Annotated in this window: 15 protein-coding genes; 13 read left to right on the top strand and 2 right to left on the bottom strand. The window is 73.2% G+C overall.

Translation table 11 applies throughout. From position 1 onward, the window contains the following. The 5 genes from AC07A4_RS24455 to AC07A4_RS24435 all read left to right on the top strand — a co-directional run bounded on the left by AC07A4_RS24455 (position 1) and on the right by AC07A4_RS24435 (position 5,879). Positions 1 to 1,398 carry an aldehyde dehydrogenase family protein gene (locus AC07A4_RS24455; protein ID WP_478602185.1) on the top strand — a complete coding sequence of 466 codons (1,398 nt, stop codon included), beginning with the start codon at positions 1 to 3 and terminating at the stop codon, positions 1,396 to 1,398. After that, positions 1,395 to 2,183, top strand: coding sequence for a 3-oxoacyl-ACP reductase (locus AC07A4_RS24450; protein WP_478602183.1), 789 nt, complete (start codon positions 1,395 to 1,397; stop codon positions 2,181 to 2,183). Before AC07A4_RS24455 ends, AC07A4_RS24450 begins: the two co-directional genes overlap by 4 nt. A 77-nt stretch (positions 2,184 to 2,260) precedes the next feature. Next, complete coding sequence (locus AC07A4_RS24445) at positions 2,261 to 3,565, top strand: HAD family hydrolase (protein WP_478602181.1); 1,305 nt, start codon at positions 2,261 to 2,263, stop codon at positions 3,563 to 3,565. A 22-nt stretch (positions 3,566 to 3,587) separates the two neighbouring features. Continuing rightward, positions 3,588 to 4,886 (top strand): HAD family hydrolase, encoded by a 1,299-nt coding sequence (locus AC07A4_RS24440; protein WP_478602179.1) that lies wholly within the window; start codon positions 3,588 to 3,590, stop codon positions 4,884 to 4,886. Between the two features lie 54 nt (positions 4,887 to 4,940). Next, positions 4,941 to 5,879, top strand: coding sequence for a DUF2510 domain-containing protein (locus AC07A4_RS24435; RefSeq protein ID WP_478602177.1), 939 nt, complete (start codon positions 4,941 to 4,943; stop codon positions 5,877 to 5,879). Between the two features lie 59 nt (positions 5,880 to 5,938). On the opposite strand, the gene AC07A4_RS24430 is transcribed toward AC07A4_RS24435, so the two are convergent. Continuing rightward, positions 5,939 to 7,153, bottom strand: coding sequence for an amino acid deaminase/aldolase (locus tag AC07A4_RS24430; protein WP_478602175.1), 1,215 nt, complete (start codon positions 7,151 to 7,153; stop codon positions 5,939 to 5,941). 1,030 nt (positions 7,154 to 8,183) lie between these two features. Between AC07A4_RS24430 and AC07A4_RS24425 the strand changes: the two genes are divergently transcribed. The 3 genes from AC07A4_RS24425 to AC07A4_RS24415 all read left to right on the top strand — a co-directional run bounded on the left by AC07A4_RS24425 (position 8,184) and on the right by AC07A4_RS24415 (position 11,645). Next, positions 8,184 to 9,494 (top strand): hypothetical protein, encoded by a 1,311-nt coding sequence (locus AC07A4_RS24425; RefSeq protein ID WP_478602173.1) that lies wholly within the window; start codon positions 8,184 to 8,186, stop codon positions 9,492 to 9,494. 314 nt (positions 9,495 to 9,808) lie between these two features. Then, positions 9,809 to 10,867, top strand: coding sequence for a type VII secretion-associated serine protease mycosin (gene mycP, locus AC07A4_RS24420; protein WP_478602171.1), 1,059 nt, complete (start codon positions 9,809 to 9,811; stop codon positions 10,865 to 10,867). A gap of 49 nt (positions 10,868 to 10,916) precedes the next feature. Further along, on the top strand, positions 10,917 to 11,645 hold the full coding sequence (locus AC07A4_RS24415) for an SseB family protein (protein ID WP_478602170.1): 729 nt from the start codon (positions 10,917 to 10,919) through the stop codon (positions 11,643 to 11,645). Positions 11,646 to 11,648: 3 nt separating this feature from the next. Here the strand turns inward: AC07A4_RS24415 and AC07A4_RS24410 are convergent, their stop codons facing one another. Beyond that, entirely contained in the window at positions 11,649 to 12,038 is a 390-nt protein-coding gene (locus AC07A4_RS24410) for a DUF1844 domain-containing protein (RefSeq protein WP_478602168.1), read from the bottom strand. Between the two features lie 333 nt (positions 12,039 to 12,371). Here AC07A4_RS24410 and infC point away from each other — a divergent pair, with 333 nt between their 5' ends. From infC to AC07A4_RS24385, 5 genes are all read left to right on the top strand, one after another. Continuing rightward, complete coding sequence (gene infC / locus AC07A4_RS24405; RefSeq protein WP_478602452.1) at positions 12,372 to 13,055, top strand: translation initiation factor IF-3; 684 nt, start codon at positions 12,372 to 12,374, stop codon at positions 13,053 to 13,055. Between the two features lie 107 nt (positions 13,056 to 13,162). Further along, positions 13,163 to 13,357 (top strand): 50S ribosomal protein L35, encoded by a 195-nt coding sequence (gene rpmI, locus AC07A4_RS24400; RefSeq protein ID WP_004944288.1) that lies wholly within the window; start codon positions 13,163 to 13,165, stop codon positions 13,355 to 13,357. A 109-nt stretch (positions 13,358 to 13,466) separates the two neighbouring features. Continuing rightward, positions 13,467 to 13,850: a 50S ribosomal protein L20 gene (gene rplT, locus AC07A4_RS24395; RefSeq protein WP_478602164.1), complete on the top strand. Its 384-nt coding sequence runs from the start codon at positions 13,467 to 13,469 to the stop codon at positions 13,848 to 13,850. A 204-nt stretch (positions 13,851 to 14,054) separates the two neighbouring features. After that, complete coding sequence (locus AC07A4_RS24390) at positions 14,055 to 14,912, top strand: TrmH family RNA methyltransferase (RefSeq protein WP_478602162.1); 858 nt, start codon at positions 14,055 to 14,057, stop codon at positions 14,910 to 14,912. A 76-nt stretch (positions 14,913 to 14,988) separates the two neighbouring features. Then, positions 14,989 to 16,137, top strand: coding sequence for a sensor histidine kinase (locus tag AC07A4_RS24385; protein ID WP_478602160.1), 1,149 nt, complete (start codon positions 14,989 to 14,991; stop codon positions 16,135 to 16,137). Positions 16,138 to 16,242 lie beyond the last annotated feature (105 nt).

Raw genomic sequence — 16,242 nt, 5'->3', positions numbered from 1 at the left:
TTGCCCGAATCACTCCAGTCACTCCAGTCGCCTCAGTCGCTTCAGGTGCTGAACCCGGCGACGGAGGACGTCGTCGCCACCGTCCCCGCCGCCACCGCGGCCGACGTCGACGCGGCCGTCGCGCGGGCGCTCGCCGCACAGGCCAAGTGGGCCGCGGTCGCCCCCGCCGACCGGGCCCGCCTGCTGCGCCGCTTCGCCGCCGTCATCGACGGCCACCTCGAGGAGCTCGCCCAGCTGGAGGTGCGCGAGGCCGGACACGTCATCGGCAACGCGCGCTGGGAGGCGGGCAACGCCCGCGACCTGTTCGACTACGCGGCGGGCGGCGTCGAGCGCCTGAACGGCCGCCAGATCCCGGTGCCCGGCGGCCTGAACGTCACGGTCCTTGAACCCCTCGGCGTCATCGGCGTCATCGCGCCCTGGAACTTCCCGATGCCCATCGCCGCCTGGGGCACCGCCCCGGCCCTCGCGGCGGGCAACGCGGTCGTCCTCAAGCCCGCCGAGACCACCCCGCTGACCGCCCTGCGCCTGGCCGAACTCGCCCTGGAGGCGGGCCTTCCCGAGGGCCTGTTCCAGGTCCTTCCCGGCGAGGGCGCCGTCGCCGGGAACGCGCTCGTCGAGCACCCCGACGTCGCCAAGATCGTGTTCACCGGCTCCACCCGCGTCGGCAAGCAGATCATGGCCAAGTGCGCCGACCGCGTGAAGCGCCTGACCCTCGAACTCGGCGGCAAGAGCCCGAACATCGTCTTCGCCGACGCCGACGTGGAGGCCGCCGCCCTCGCCGCGCCCGGCTCCTTCCTCGACAACTCCGGCCAGGACTGCTGCGCCCGCACCCGCGTCCTCGTGCAGCGCTCCGTCTACGACCGCTTCGTCGAGGTGCTCACGCCCCTGATCGAGTCGTACGTCGTCGGCGACCCGGCCGACGAGAAGACGCAGATGGGCCCGCTGATCTCCCGGGCCCAGCTGGACCGGGTGCGCTCCTACGTACCCGCGGGCTCCGGCATCCACGGCAGCGCCCCCGAGGGGCCGGGCTTCTGGTTCCCGCCGACCGTCCTCACCGACGCCGGGCCCACGTCGCCGGTCGCCGTCGAGGAGGTCTTCGGGCCGGTCGCGGTCGTGCTGCCGTTCGAGGACGAGGCCGACGCCGTCCGGCTCGCCAACGCCACCGAGTACGGCCTGTCCGGCTCGATCTGGACCCGCGACGTGGGCCGCGCCCTGCGCGTCTCCGCGGCCGTCAGGGCGGGCAACCTGTCCGTCAACTCGCACTCCAGCGTGCGCTATTGGACCCCCTTCGGGGGCTACAAGCAGTCCGGCCTCGGCCGCGAGCTCGGCCCGGACGCGCTCGCCGCCTTCACCGAAACCAAGAACGTCTTCATCAGCACGGAAGGGCCCGCCCAGTGACCCAGGCTCAGGAAAACATCTGCCGCCGCCTCGTCGGCCGCACCGCCGTCATCACCGGCGCGGGCAGCGGCATCGGCCTCGCCACCGCCCGCCGCCTCGCCTCCGAGGGCGCGAACGTGGTGTGCGGCGACATCGACGACACCGCGGGCAAGAAGGCCGCCGAGGCAGTCGGCGGGACGTATGTGAAGGTCGACGTCACCGACGCCGAGCAGGTCGAGGCGCTGTTCAAGACGGCGTACGACACCTACGGCTCCGTCGACATCGCCTTCAACAACGCGGGCATCTCGCCGCCCGACGACGACTCCATCCTGGACACCGGTCTTGAGGCCTGGAAGCGCGTCCAGGAGGTCAACCTCACCTCCGTGTACCTGTGCTGCAAGGCCGCCATCCCCTACATGCGGCGCCAGGGCAAGGGCTCCATCATCAACACCGCCTCCTTCGTGGCCCGCATGGGCGCCGCCACCTCGCAGATCTCCTACACCGCGTCCAAGGGCGGCGTGCTCGCGATGTCCCGCGAGCTGGGCGTGCAGTTCGCCCGCGAGGGCATCCGCGTGAACGCGCTGTGCCCGGGCCCGGTGAACACCCCGCTGCTCCAGGAGCTGTTCGCCAAGGACCCCGAGCGCGCCGCGCGCCGCCTGGTGCACATCCCCGTGGGCCGCTTCGCCGAGGCCGAGGAGATCGCCGCCGCGGTCGCCTTCCTCGCCAGCGACGACTCCGCGTTCGTGAACGCCACGGACTTCCTCGTCGACGGCGGCATCTCCGGGGCGTACGTCACGCCCCAGTAGTTCACCCCGAGGCCACCCACCCGTCAGCCGGGCGTCGTGAGGCGCCCGGCTGACCTGCGTAGACAGGCACCGTGTTCATGAAGATCAAGCGCCCCGTGGCCGCAGCGGCCGCCGCCATCGCCCTCGCCGGGACCGGCCTCACCGCCACCGCCCAGGCCGCCCCGACCACGCGGGCCGCGCACGGGACCGCCGCCGCGAAGTGCCCCGCCCTCACCGTCTCCAAGGGCTGGTACGCCGACAACAAGGACCGCCTCCAGGAGCTCCTCGACGCCTACGGCCGCTGCGGGGACAGCTACGACAAGCGCCACAAGCCCCTCGCCGTGTTCGACTGGGACAACACGGTCATCAAGAACGACGTCGGCGACGCCACCATGTTCTGGATGCTGCGCCACGGCAAGATACGCACCCCCGAGCGCGGCGACTGGCGCACCACCAGCCGCTACCTCACCGCGCCCGCCGCCAAGGCCCTGGCGAAGGCCTGCCCGGCCACCGGCCGCACCCTGCCCACGCGCACGAACGCGGCCTGCGCCGACGAGATCGCCGCCGTGTACGGCGAGGGCGCCACCACCACCGGCAAGGACGCCTTCGCCGGGTTCGACCACCGCCGCATGGAGCCGCAGTACGCCTGGCTCGCCCAGCTCCTGCGCGGCTGGAGCACCGCCCGCGTCAAGGACTTCGCGGCCGCCGCCCGCGAGGACAACCTCAAGGCGCCGATCGGGTACGAGCAGACCGTCGGCACCGGCAAGGTCACCGGCTGGGCCCGCTACTACGACCAGCAGCGCGACCTCATCCGCACCCTGAAGAAGGCCGGGTTCGACGTGTACGTCGTCTCCGCCTCGCCCGAACCGGTCGCCGAGGTCTGGGGCAAGGGCGTCGGCCTCGACGCCCGCCACACCATCGGCATCCGCAACGTCCAGCGCGAAGGACGCCTCACCGCCCGCCTCAAGGGCTGCGGCTCCGTCAAGGACGGCGCCGACTCGATGATCACGTACATCGACGGCAAGCGCTGCGCCATCAACGAGCGGATCCTCGGCGTGCGCGGCAAGGCCGCCGAGCAGGTCCAACCGGCCGCTAAGCGCCAGGTGTTCGCCGCCGGCGACTCCGACACCGACGTGTCCTTCCTGCGCGACGCCACCGGCCTCAGGCTCGTCCTGAACCGCAACAAGACCGAGCTGATGTGCCGCGCCTACGACAACGGCGACCGGCGCTGGCTGATCAACCCCATGTTCATCGAGCCCAAGGGCAAGCAGTCCGCGCCCTACCCCTGCGCCACCACCGGCTACACCGCACGGGACGGCGCGAAGGCCCCCGTACGCCGCGCGGACGGATCGGTCATCAAGGACCAACAGGACACGGTGTACGGGGGTTCAACAGCTCCCTAGGACTGCTGTACCGTCCACGCACATGCGTAACAGAAACGTTCTGGCGTTGACGCTGGCCTCGGCCGCCGCCCTGGTGGCCGGGCCCGTCACGCTTCCCGCTGCCGCCGCCACGGCCGCGCCCGCGTCGCACCCCGGCGCCCACTGCCCCCAGCTGTCGAAGAAGCTCCCCTGGTACGGCGACAACCGCGCCCGTCTCCAGCGGGTCATCGACGAGCGGGGCACCTGCTCCAACCCCCACCTCGGTCATGGCACCAAGCGCCCGGTCGCCGCCTTCGACTGGGACAACACCATCACCAAGAACGACATCACCGACGCCACCATCAGCTGGGCGCTCCGTCACGACAAGATCCTGCGCCCCAAGAGCTGGAAGTCCTCCAGCAAGTGGATGACGGACGCCGGCCACCGCGCCCTCACCCAGGCCTGCGGCACCAAGGTGGCCGTCGGCAAGCCGCTGCCCACCGCCACCAACGGGGCCTGCGCCGACGAGATCCTCCAGATCCGCGAGGACGGCACCACGATGAGCGGCGCCGCCGCCTTCGAGGGCACCTGGAACCACCGCCGCACGGTCCCGCAGTACGCCTGGGTGCCCCAGCTGTTCGCCGGACACACCGTCAAGGAACTGGAGTCGTACGCGAAGAAGGCCCGCAAGGAGGCCCTCGCCGCGCCGATCGGCACCACCCGCACCATCGGCAGCCACACCGTGCCGGGGTACGTGCGCTACTACGACCAGCAGCGCGACCTGATCCGCACCCTGAAGAAGGCCGGATTCGACGTCTACATCGTGTCCGCGGGCTCCGAGCCGGTCGCGGAGATGTGGTCGCGCGGCGTGGGCATCGACCGGAAGCACACCGTCGCCATCCGCTCCGTCCTCGACGGCAAGGGCCGCATCACCACCTGGAACCGGGGCTGCGGCGGCATCGGCGTCAACAAGGGCGAGGCCATCCCGTACATCGACGGCAAGCGCTGCTTCGTCAACCAGGAGATCTACCAGATCAAGGGCAAGAAGGCCTGGGACAAGCAGCGCTGGAGCAAGCGCATCGCGATCGGCGGCGGCGACGCCGACACCGACGTGACGTTCGTCGGCGACGCCACCGGCGCGCACCTCGTGCTCAACCGCAACAAGGGCGAGTTCATGTGCCGGGCGTACGACAACGCCGACGGCCGGTGGGTCGTGAACCCCATGTTCATCGAGCCGCTGCCGCAGAAGCAGGGCACCTACCCCTGCTCGACCGCCGCCTACAACGAGCCCGACGGGCGCAAGGGCCCCGTCCTGCGCGAGGACGGCTCCGTGGTCCCCGACCAGCTGGACAGCATCTACTGACCGCGTGACCCGGGTGGTTGTACCGCCCGCCGCGCCACGTCCTAGAGTGCCGGGATGAGCATGTCGCCCCCTCCCGGCTGGTACCCGGACCCGTCCCAGCCCGCCGTCGAGCGGTGGTGGGACGGGTCCGCGTGGACGTCGCACCGGCGGACGCCCGAGGCCACGGTCCACCTGGCGCAGGCGCGGCCGGGGCTCGGTGTCACCGCCGTGCGGCCGCTGCCCGCGCGCACGGGCGGGCGCCGCGCCAAGGCGCTCGCGCTCGGCGCGGCCGGTGCCGTGCTCATCGCGTCCATCGTCACCGGCTTCCTCGTCCTCCAGGACGACGAGGGCGACCCCACGGCCGGGCCCGCGCCCGCCACCTCGGAGCCGGAGGAACCCGCCCCGAGCACCTCGGCCCCCACCGCGTCGCCGTCCTCGACCAACGACCCGGACACGCTCGTCGACCAGCTCAACGGCATCACGCTGCCCATCCCCGACGGCTGGGAGACGTCCGACGACGGCCTCGACGAACTGGCCCTGCGCACCCCCGGCACCTACGACTGCCCCGGCGACCCCGGCTTCTGCCGCCACGGCAAGATCAGCTCCCGGACGGCGACGGGCACCGACGAGCGTTCCCCCCAGAAGCTCGCCACCGCCGACATCGACGACGCCGCCGACGCCGCGTATGACGAGGACGCCCTTGACCGCCAGCCGTACGGGGGCATCACCCGCCACCAGCGCGTGAAGGCCGGAACGGTCGCGGTCGCGGGCCGCGGCGGCTACTTCGTCCGCTGGCGCGTGCACACGAAGAACGGCCCCGGCGGATACGTCCAGTCCCTCGCCTTCCCCTCCAGCACGGGCTCCGAGGCGATGGTCATCGTGCGCTTCCAGTTCGACGCGGGCGCGGGCGCGCCGCCGCTTTCGGACATCGACGAGGTCATCGACGGCATCCGGCCCGTCGGCGACAGCGCGACCGGCGGGGGAGTGGGCAGCAGCGTGGAGCCCACGCCGTAGCCCGTACGGGCGTCAGCGGCATCGGGCGGCGCCCCGGGACCGGGTGTCACAGGAAGGTGTCACAGGAAGGTGTGGCCCTCGCCCCGGTACGTCGGGACGGTCGCCGTCACCCGGTCGTCCTCGACCAGGTGCAGCGCCGCGAACCGCTCGCACAGCTCACCGGCCTTCGCGTGCCGGAACCACACCTTGTCGCCGATCCGCAGATCGTCCGCGGGCGGCCCGAGCAGCGGCGTCTGCACCTCGCCCGCGCCCTCCTGCGGGTCGTAGCGCAGCCCCTGCGGCAGATAGGGCACCGGCGAGCGGTCGGCGCCCGCGGCGCCCGACGCCGGATACCCGCCGCCGAGGACCGTCACCACGCCCGGTCCCGGCCTGCGCACCACCGGCTGCGAGAACAGCGCCGCCGGACGCCCGCTGAACGACGTGTAGTTGTCGAAGAGCCGCGGCAGGTACAGGCCCGACCCGGCGGCGATCTCCGTCACCGACTCCTCGGCCGCCGTGTGCTGCACGCTGCCGGTGCCGCCGCCGTTCACGAACTCCAGCTCTGGCACGGCCTCGCGCACCGCCCGGATGGTGGCCGCGCGCCGCCCCGCCAGCTCCCGGCGCGCGGCGCTCTGCATCATCCGCACCGCCTGCGACCTGGCCGGATGCCCGGCGACCGCGTCCCCGACCCCGGCCACATGGCCCTCGTACGCCATGACGCCCACCAGCCGGAAGCCAGGGCGCCGCGCGATCGCCCGCGCGAGGGCCGCGACCTGGGCGGGCCCGTGCAGCGGCGAGCGCCGCGCCCCGACCCGCACCCGCCCGCCGAGCAGCCGCAGCGACGTGTCCAGCTCCAGGCAGACCCGGACCTCTTCGCGGCCGCCGCCGCGCGCCTGGTCGATCAGGCGCAGCTGCGCCGGGTCGTCGACCGTCACCGTCACGGCCGCCGCGAGCTTCGGGTCGGCCGCGAGCTCCGCGAACGCGGCGCGGTCCGCCGACGGGTACGCGAGCAGCACGTCGTCGAAGCCGGAGCGGGCCAGCCAGAGCGACTCCGCGAGGGTGAACGACATGATCCCGGCGAACCCGTCGCGCGCGAGCACCCGTTCGAGCAGCGCCCGGCACCGCACGGATTTGCTCGCGACCCGGATCGGCTTGCCGCCCGCCCGGCGCCGCAGGTCGTCGGCGTTGGCGTCGAACGCCGCCACGTCGACGATCGCGAGCGGCGCGTCGAGGTGCGCGGTGGCCCGGTCGTAGCGGGCCCGGTCCCTGGCACGGTCAGCGGCTCGGCCTGTCATGCGCGCAGCCTGCCAGACCCGGCTACCGCGGGGTAGGGGGACGATCCGGGCAGATCACCCGGCGTCCCGGACTCGGTTCCCGTGGGGCTCATGTCAACCCGTAAAGTGACCGCACGCCAGGGAGCGCGCGACGCGACGGAACGGGGGGTGCATGAGCACGGAGGCGCGACGGCCCCCCGTCCCCCCACCTCCCGGAACGCCACCGCGCGTACCGGCCCAACCCGAAGGCGCCCCCGGCTCTCCGCCCCCGAAGACCACCGCCCCGGCCCGTGCCGCGGAGAACTCCGTCGCGGACGCCGACGGCTCCGTTTCGGACACGGGCGGCTCCGCTTCGGACATCGACCGAATCGTCTCGGGCGCCGACGGTCTTGCTTTGGACGCTGGTGGAATCGGCTCGGACGTCGACGGTCTCGCGTTGGACGCCGGTGGCCTTGGCTCGGGCGCCGATGGCCTCGGTTCGGGTTCCGGTGGCTTCGGCTTGGGCGCCGATGGCCTTGCCTTGGACGTCGGCGGTCTCGGCGTGGGCTCCGGTGGAATCGGCTCGGACATGGACGGGCTTGGCTCGGGTGCCGGTGGCTTCGGTTCGGGCACCGGTGGCCTCGGTTCGGGCGCCGACGGTCTCGCCTCGGCCGCCGATGGAGTTGTCTCGGGCGCCGTTGGGTCTGGCCTGGACGTTGAGGGGCGTGCCTTGGGCGCTGATGGCCTCGCCTCGGGTGCGGACGGCCTTGGCTCGGCTGTTGATGGAGTCGGTTCGGGCGCCGTTGGGTCTGGTGCGGACGTCGAGGGGCGTGCCTCGGACGCGGACGGCCCCGCCTCGGGCGCCGATGGCCTCGTCCCGGCCGCCGATGGAGTCGTCTCGGGCACCGATGGATCTGGCCCGGACGCCGAGGGACTTGCCTCGGATACCGGCGGATTCCCCCCTGGCACCGACGGATTCGCCCCCGGCACCCGCGGACCCGCCTCGGAGCCGCCCCCTCCGCCCGCGAGCGCCCGCTTCCCCGACGTCCGGCCCCCCGTGGACCGCGACTGGGTGCTCCGGAGCCCGCGCCCGGCCGCCGAGGACACCACCGCGTACGCCTCCCGCGAGGCCGCGGTCGCCGACCTGCTGGCCCCGTTCGACCGGGCCCGGCCCGCGCGCGGCGAGAAGAGCGCGGGGGAGAGGGGCGCCGCCGAGGAGGAGGGCGGTGTCTCCGCCGGGGGCGAGCGCGGCGTCGAGGGCACCTTCGCCCCGGACGCCGACGAGGGCGACGCCCCCGCCAAGAGCCGTCCCCACGGCCGCCGTACCGCCGGATCTCGCGCCACCGAAGGCAAGCAGCGCACCGCCCAAGCCCCCACCACCGAAAGCCCGGCTCCCGCAGGGGCACCCCCAGTGCCCCGAGCCCCCGACGCACCGCCGCCACCCCCCGCGTCCGCACGGCTGCCCGACACGCCTCCCGCCCCGGCGGCCGCCCCCGCGCCCCCGTCAACTCGCGCTCCCCGCAGGGACACCGGCGCCGTCGCCCCCGACGGGCACCGCCCCTTCGTGTTCCTCGCGCGGCCCGTCCTGGACGACGGCACCGCCACCCGGCCGCACCCGATCGCCGCCTGGGTCCGGCCCCGCGCGGCCGCCGCCGTGGCCTGCGCGGTGCTCGGGCTCGGGCTCATCGGCGGTGCCGTCACCGGCAGTTGGCTGACCGGCGAGTCCGACGCGGCGGGCGAAGGACGCGGCACCTACGCGGCGGCCGCCGAACTCTGGCACAGCCTGCCCGTCAACGAGCTGTTCCCGCTGACCATCAAGGGCGAGGGCGCGGGCCCCGGCGGCGCCGACCGCACCTGGAACCGCGTCGCCGTCGCCCCCGACAGCGGCTGCGCGGGCGCCTTCGACCCGCTGCTGCGGCGGGCGCTCGCCCCCGTCGGCTGCGCGCGCCTGCTGCGCGCCACCTACACGGACGCCACCAGGAGCCATCTCACCACCGTGGGACTGCTGTTCACCCGGGCCGACGCCGCCGCCATGCGCGCCCTGCGCACCCGCTTCACCGAAGAGGGCCTGGACCGGCGCACCGACCTCATGCCCCGGCCCTACGCCGCCCCCCGCACCCCCGCGACCGTGTTCGGCGACGCCCAGCGGGCCACCTGGACGCTCTCGGTGCTGCCCGACGCGCCCGTCGTCGCCTACGCCGTGTCCGGATTCGCCGACGGCCGCCGCGTCACCGAGCCCGAACCGGCCGCCGACGCCATGAAGGCGGGCGCCACTTCCGCCCCCGCCCAGGCGGGCCTCGGCAACGACGCCAAGGGCATCGCCGACCGCGTCGAGCGGAGCCTGCGCAAGACCGCCACCACCGCACCGGAGGGGTCCCGATGAAGCCGCCGAGGCCGCGGCGGCCGCTAGGGCCCCGCTGGTGGATCTCCGTGGCGCCGCGACGCCCGGCACGCTCCCCCAAGCTCTTCGAGCAGGGGGGACCCCCTTCGCCGCACCGGACGAAAAGCCCAAGTAGCGCCGCTACGAGGACTCCCGCCCGGCACGCCGAGAGCACGCACCGAACGCCGCTCCCTCACCCACGGAGACCCACCAGAAGGGCCCTGGTCGCCGCCCTAGCCGCGACCCTCGCGCTGCTGCCCGCCACCCCCGCCCGCGCCGACGACGGCATCCGCGCCCAGCAGTGGGCCCTGAACACCATGGGCACCGCCGAGGCCTGGCGCACCACGCGCGGCGAGGGCGTCACCGTCGCCGTCCTCGACACCGGCGTCGACGCCACCCACCCCGACCTGCGGGGCAACGTACTGACCGGCAAGGACATGGTCGGCTTCGGCGCCCGCCGCGGCGACCGCACCTGGGCCCGGCACGGCACCGCCATGGCCGGGATCGTCGCCGGGCACGGCCACGGCGCGGGCCGCGGCGACGGCGTCCTCGGCATCGCCCCGGAGGCGAAGATCCTGCCCGTGCGCGTGATCCTCGAAGACGGCGACCCGGCCCGCGGCAAGGCCCGCCAGACCCGCGGCAACGCCCTCGCCGAAGGCATCCGCTGGGCCGCCGACCACGGCGCCGACGTCATCAACCTCTCCCTCGGCGACGACTCCAAGTCCGCCCACCCCGAACCCGCCGAGGACAGCGCCGTCCAGTACGCCCTCAAGAAGGGCGCCGTCGTCGTCGCCTCCGCGGGCAACGGCGGCGAACGCGGCGACCACGTCTCCTACCCCGCCGCCTACCCCGGAGTGATCGTCGCCACGGCCGTCGACGAGAACGGCGCCCGCGCCTCCTTCTCCACCCGCCGCTGGTACGCCACCGTCAGCGCGCCCGGCGACGACATCGTCATCGCCGACCCCGACCGCAAGTACTACGAGGGCTGGGGCACCAGCGCCGCCGCCGCCTTCGTCTCCGGCGCGGTCGCCCTGATCCGCGCCGCCCACCCCCACCTCGGGCCCGCCCGCGTCAAGCGGCTCCTGCGGGACACCGCCCAGGACGCCCCCGCCGGAGGCCGCGACGACTCGCGCGGCTTCGGCCTCATCGACCCCGTCGCCGCGCTCCGCCGCGTGGCCAAGCTGAAGCCGGACTCCCCCCGGACGACGACGGGCGCCACGTCGTACGCCAAGCAGTACTTCGGCCCGGGCCCCGAGAAGCAGTCGGACGACGACACGTCCGAGACCTGGCTGGGCCCGGTGGCCGGAACCCTGGGCCTGGCCCTCCTGGCAACCGGTGCCTACCTCTGGCGGGGGCGCCCGGTCCGGCGACGGTGACCCTGGCCGGGCAACCGGGCGGGAACCCCGGCGGGCTAGTGTCGACGACGTGCAGACGAAGAACATCCCCGACCCCGGCTTCTCCGACGACGACGGCTCCGCCGACCCAAGGCTCCGCGTAGCGCTGGAGGCCTGGTCCCAGGACCGGACCGCCCACGGTCCGGTCCTTGAGGCGCTCGCCGCGGCGAGGCTGCTCGTCCCCGTCGTCGCCGTCCTCGGCGAGGTCGAGGAGGACGAGAACGGCCTGCGGCGCGAGAAGACCAGCGACATGGCCGTGCCCACCCTCAAGGCGGGCCACCGCACCGCGCTGCCCGCCTTCACCTCCACCGAGGCGCTCGCGCTCTGGGACCCCGCGGCCCGCCCCGTCGCCGTACCACTGCACCAGGCCCTCCAGGCCGCCGCCCACGAGAAGGCCGACACGATCGTGCTCGACCTCGCGGGCCCCGTCCCCTACGAGCTGAACCGCGCCGCGCTCATCGCCCTCGCCGAGGGCCGCGGCAGCGCGGACCCGCTCACCGACCCGGCCGTCCACGAGGCCGTGCGGGCCGCCCTCGCCGCCGAGCCCGACGTGCTGCGCGCCCACCTCGGCCCCGGCCCGGCCGACGGCACCCTCGCCCTCGTCCTCGCCCCGGGAGCCGACCCGGCCGGTGCCGCCCAGCGCGTGGCCGGGGCCCTCGCGGCCGACGAAACACTGAGGGCCCGCCTGGTGCGCGGCCTCGACCTGGCACTGCTGCCCGCCGAGGCGACGCCACCGGGCGAGCCCCTCTACGTACGCTGACGCTCAGCCGAAGACCGGCCCCGTGTACTTCTCGCCGGGGCCCTGGCCCGGCTCGTCCGGCACCAGGGACGACTCGCGGAACGCGAGCTGGAGCGACTTCAGACCGTCACGCAGGGGCGCGGCGTGGAAGGAGCTGACCTCCGTCGCGCTCGCGTCGAGCAGCCCGGCCAGGGCCTGGATCAGCTTGCGGGCCTCGTCCAGGTCCTTGTGGGCCTCGCCCTCCTCGGCGAGGCCCAGGTTCACCGCCGCCGCGCTCATCAGGTGCACCGCGACCGTCGTGATCACCTCGACCGCGGGAACGTCCGCGATGTCGCGGGTCAGGGCGTCGAAGTCGGGGTTCGCGGGCGAGTCGGGATGCGCGGGCGAGGCGGCCGCGGGGCTTGTGTCACTCATGCCCCACACCCTAGAGCCGCCCGCGGCCCGTTAGCCCCACCCCCCAGGACCTGCTAACCTTGGGTGACGACCGGCCGGACACGCGTTCATCGACGCAGGATCCGGCCCACAAGTGGAGGCTCCGATCTCCCACCTTGCCGCTCCCCGAGCGGCGGGTCACCGGTCAGGCGGTCCGCACTGAGTGTGACGGTCCGCCCGATGCGCCCCGCGGTCACCGTGGCGGTGCTCCGGTAGCTGTGTGGAGCCCCTGCTGTGATCGGCCGGGGCATTTTTTCATGCCTCCGACGGGTTGGTCGAGAAAACAGACGTTACGCGGCTGTCCGCCAGACCGCCGTGTGGTGCTACCGAGGAGGATCCATCAGCGCCGAGCCCCGCATCAACGACCGGATTCGCGTTCCCGAGGTGCGACTTGTCGGTCCCAGCGGCGAGCAGGTCGGGATTGTCCCGCTTGCCAAGGCCCTGGAGCTTGCGCAGGAGTACGACCTGGACCTGGTCGAGGTCGCGGCGAACGCCCGTCCGCCCGTGTGCAAGCTCATGGACTACGGGAAGTTCAAGTACGAGTCGGCCATGAAGGCCCGTGAGGCGCGCAAGAACCAGGCGCACACGGTCATCAAGGAGATGAAGCTCCGGCCGAAGATCGACCCGCACGACTACGACACCAAGAAGGGTCACGTCGTCCGGTTCCTCAAGCAGGGCGACAAGGTCAAGATCACGATCATGTTCCGTGGTCGCGAGCAGTCCCGTCCGGAGCTTGGCTTCCGGCTGCTGCAGCGCCTCGCGGAGGACGTCCAGGACCTCGGGTTCATCGAGTCGAACCCGAAGCAGGACGGCCGCAACATGATCATGGTTCTCGGTCCGCACAAGAAGAAGACCGAGGCCATGGCCGAGGCCCGTGAGGCCCAGGCGGCTCGCAAGGCGGATGCGAAGGCCAACCCCGGCAAGTCGCAGAACGCCGCCGAGGAGGAGCTTTCCGAAGCCCCCGTCGAGGCCCCGGCCGAGGCTTCCGCCGAGGCCTGATCCCCGGACGCGAGTCCAGGGATCACCACCGACACACGATGACGCTCCCGGATGCCCGGTTTCACGACCGGGCATCGGAGTGCCACTGACGAGGAGAGAACGGCGCTATGCCGAAGAACAAGACGCACAGCGGTGCCAGCAAGCGCTTCAAGGTCACCGGCTCCGGCAAGGTGCTCCGCGAGCGCGCCGGCAAGCGCCACCTGCTCGAGCACAAGTCGTCCCGTCTGACGCGTCGCCTCACCGGCAACGCCGAGATGGCCCCGGGCGACGCCAAGAAGATCAAGAAGCTTCTCGGCAAGTGACGTCGCGGCCCTTCGTCGAGTACGAGGGCCACGCGACGCCAGGACCGGGACATCAGTCGAAACCGGGCCGTGTGACGACCACCACGGCCCCGCTACAAGGAGTTAACAAGTGGCACGCGTCAAGCGGGCAGTGAACGCCCACAAGAAGCGCCGGGCGATCCTCGAGCAGGCCAGCGGTTACCGCGGCCAGCGGTCGCGTCTGTACCGCAAGGCGAAGGAGCAGGTCACCCACTCCCTCGTCTACAACTACAACGACCGCAAGAAGCGCAAGGGCGACTTCCGTCAGCTGTGGATCCAGCGCATCAACGCCGCTGCCCGCCTGAACGGCATCACCTACAACCGCTTCATCCAGGGTCTGAAGGCCGCCAACATCGAGGTGGACCGCAAGATCCTGGCCGAGCTGGCCGTGAACGACGCCAACGCGTTCGCCGCCCTCGTCGAGGTCGCGCAGAAGGCGCTGCCGTCCGACGTCAACGCCCCCAAGGCCGCGTGACGTTGCACTGAGCTTGAGCCGTGACTGGACCCGCAGGCCGTTGAGCCTGCGGGTCCAGTCGCGTTCGGCCCGACGGCCGGTCACTCGCCGCGCGGGTGGTGCGGCCGTTCGGCACCGCCGGACAGCGATCATTGGGCTGAGCGCCGTCGCGGCGGTGAAGAACCCCGATCCCCTCGTCGAACCCGTACACCTGAAAGCGACTCGATGGCACACGGTCCCGAACTGATCTCCCCGCGTTCGCCGCGCGTCACTGGCGCGCGGCGGCTTGGCAAGCGGAACTTCCGGGGGAAGGAGCGGCTGTTCCTCGCGGAGGGGCCGCAGGCGGTGCGGGAGGCGGCCGGGCACCGCGTCGGGGGTGAGCCCACGCTCGTCGAGCTGTTCACGACCGTCGAGGCCGCCGAGCGGTACGCGGACATCGTGGCGGACGCGCGCGCCGCCGGAGCGCGGGTGCACCTCGCCGACGAGAGCGTCATCGCCGACATCTCCACCACCGTCACCCCGCAGGGCCTCGTCGGGGTGTGCCGCTTCCTCGACGTGCCGTTCGAGGAGATCCTCGCCGGGCGGCCCAAGCTCGTCGCCGTGCTCGCCCATGTGCGCGACCCCGGCAACGCCGGGACCGTGCTGCGGTGCGCCGACGCCGCGGGAGCCGACGCCGTGATCCTCACCGACGCCTCGGTCGACCTCTACAACCCCAAGGCGGTCCGCGCCTCGGTCGGCTCCCACTTCCATCTGCCGGTGGCCGTCGGCGTACCCGTCGAGCAGGCCGTACGCGGCCTGAAGGCGGCCGGTGTGCGGGTGCTCGCCGCGGACGGGGCGGGCCAGGACGACCTGGACGCCGAGCTCGACCAGGGCACCATGGGCACCGAGACCGCGTGGATCTTCGGCAACGAGGCCTGGGGGCTGCCGGAGGAGACCCGCGCACTCGCCGACGCGGTGGTGCGCGTTCCGATCCACGGCAGCGCGGAGAGCCTGAACCTCGCGACGGCGGCAGCCGTGTGCCTCTATGCCTCCGCCCGTGCACAGCGTGCCTCCGGAGGGTGCCGCTCCGTCACCCCCGGCTAGTAGTGTGTCGGGCTCGGGGACCCACTCAGCCTCGGGGGCCCACGCAGCCGGTTTTCGAGAGGCGGGGATACGGGGAATGAGCGTCGGCACGAGCAGACCACCGGGAGTGCGGGACCTCCTGTGCCCTCCCGAGGAGCACACGGACCCGGCGGGCCCCGGCCTCGGCGAGCTCGGCATCCACCCGGACGACCTGCCCGACGGCCTCGTCGTCGCCGACGAGACCGGGCGCGTCATCTGCTTCAACGCCGCGGCGGCCCGCATCACCGCCGTGCGCGCCGCCGACGCCCTCGGCGCCCCCATCGAGCGCGCCCTGCCCCTGGAGGACCTCGAGGGCCGCCGCTGGTGGCAGCTGACCGACCCCTACCGCGGCCTGGCCACGCGCGTCGCCCAGCCCGAGCAGAACCTGCTCCTTCCGGGCGGCCGCGAAGTCCTCGTCTCCGCCCGCTACGTACGGTCACGGCCGACGGGCCCGCTGCGCCGCCTCGTCGTCTCCCTGCGCGACACCGACGCGCGGCGGCGCATGGAGCGCAGCCACGCCGAGCTGATCGCCACGGTCGCCCATGAACTGCGCTCCCCGCTGACGTCCGTCAAGGGCTTCACCGCGACGCTGCTCGCCAAGTGGGAGCGGTTCACCGACGACCAGAAGCGGCTGATGCTGGAGACCGTCGACGCCGACGCCAACCGCGTCACCCGCCTCATCGCCGAGCTCCTCGACATCTCGCGCATCGACTCCGGGCGCCTGGAGCTGCGCCGCCAGCCCGTGGACATCGGCGCCGCCGTCGGCCGCCACATCCAGGCCCACGTCGCCGCCGGACAGGACGCCGACCGCTTCCTGCTCCGCCTCCAGCAGCCCCTGCCCGACCTGTGGGCCGACCCGGACAAGATCGACCAGGTGCTCAGCAACCTCCTGGAAAACGCGGTGCGCCACGGCGAGGGGACTGTCACCATCGACGTGGCGCCCTCGCCGTCCCTGCGCGTGCGGGGAGCGACCGACACCGCGGTCACCGTCAGCGACGAGGGATCCGGCATTCCGGAAGAGTCGATGGGCCGCGTCTTCACCCGCTTCTGGCGGGGCAGCAAGCGCGGCGGAACGGGACTGGGGTTGTACATCGTCAAGGGCATCGTCGAGGCGCACGGCGGCGCGATCACCGTCGGCCGCGCGGCGAGCGGCGGCGCCCAGTTCCGATTTACGTTGCCCGTGGGGGCTCCGGCGTATCTTCAGTGATCACCGTCCGAGCAGCCCGCGGGCGCATTCGTTCACCGCACCCCCGTTAGACTCGGTCGTTGGCACCTTTGTGTCCCCATTCTCGGGACGTTCTCAGGACCAGTC

The organism is Streptomyces sp. NPDC043996 (assembly GCF_056435225.1).
The sequence above is the reverse complement of the archived record's forward strand: the minus strand, read 5'-3'. Positions and strand labels throughout refer to the sequence as shown.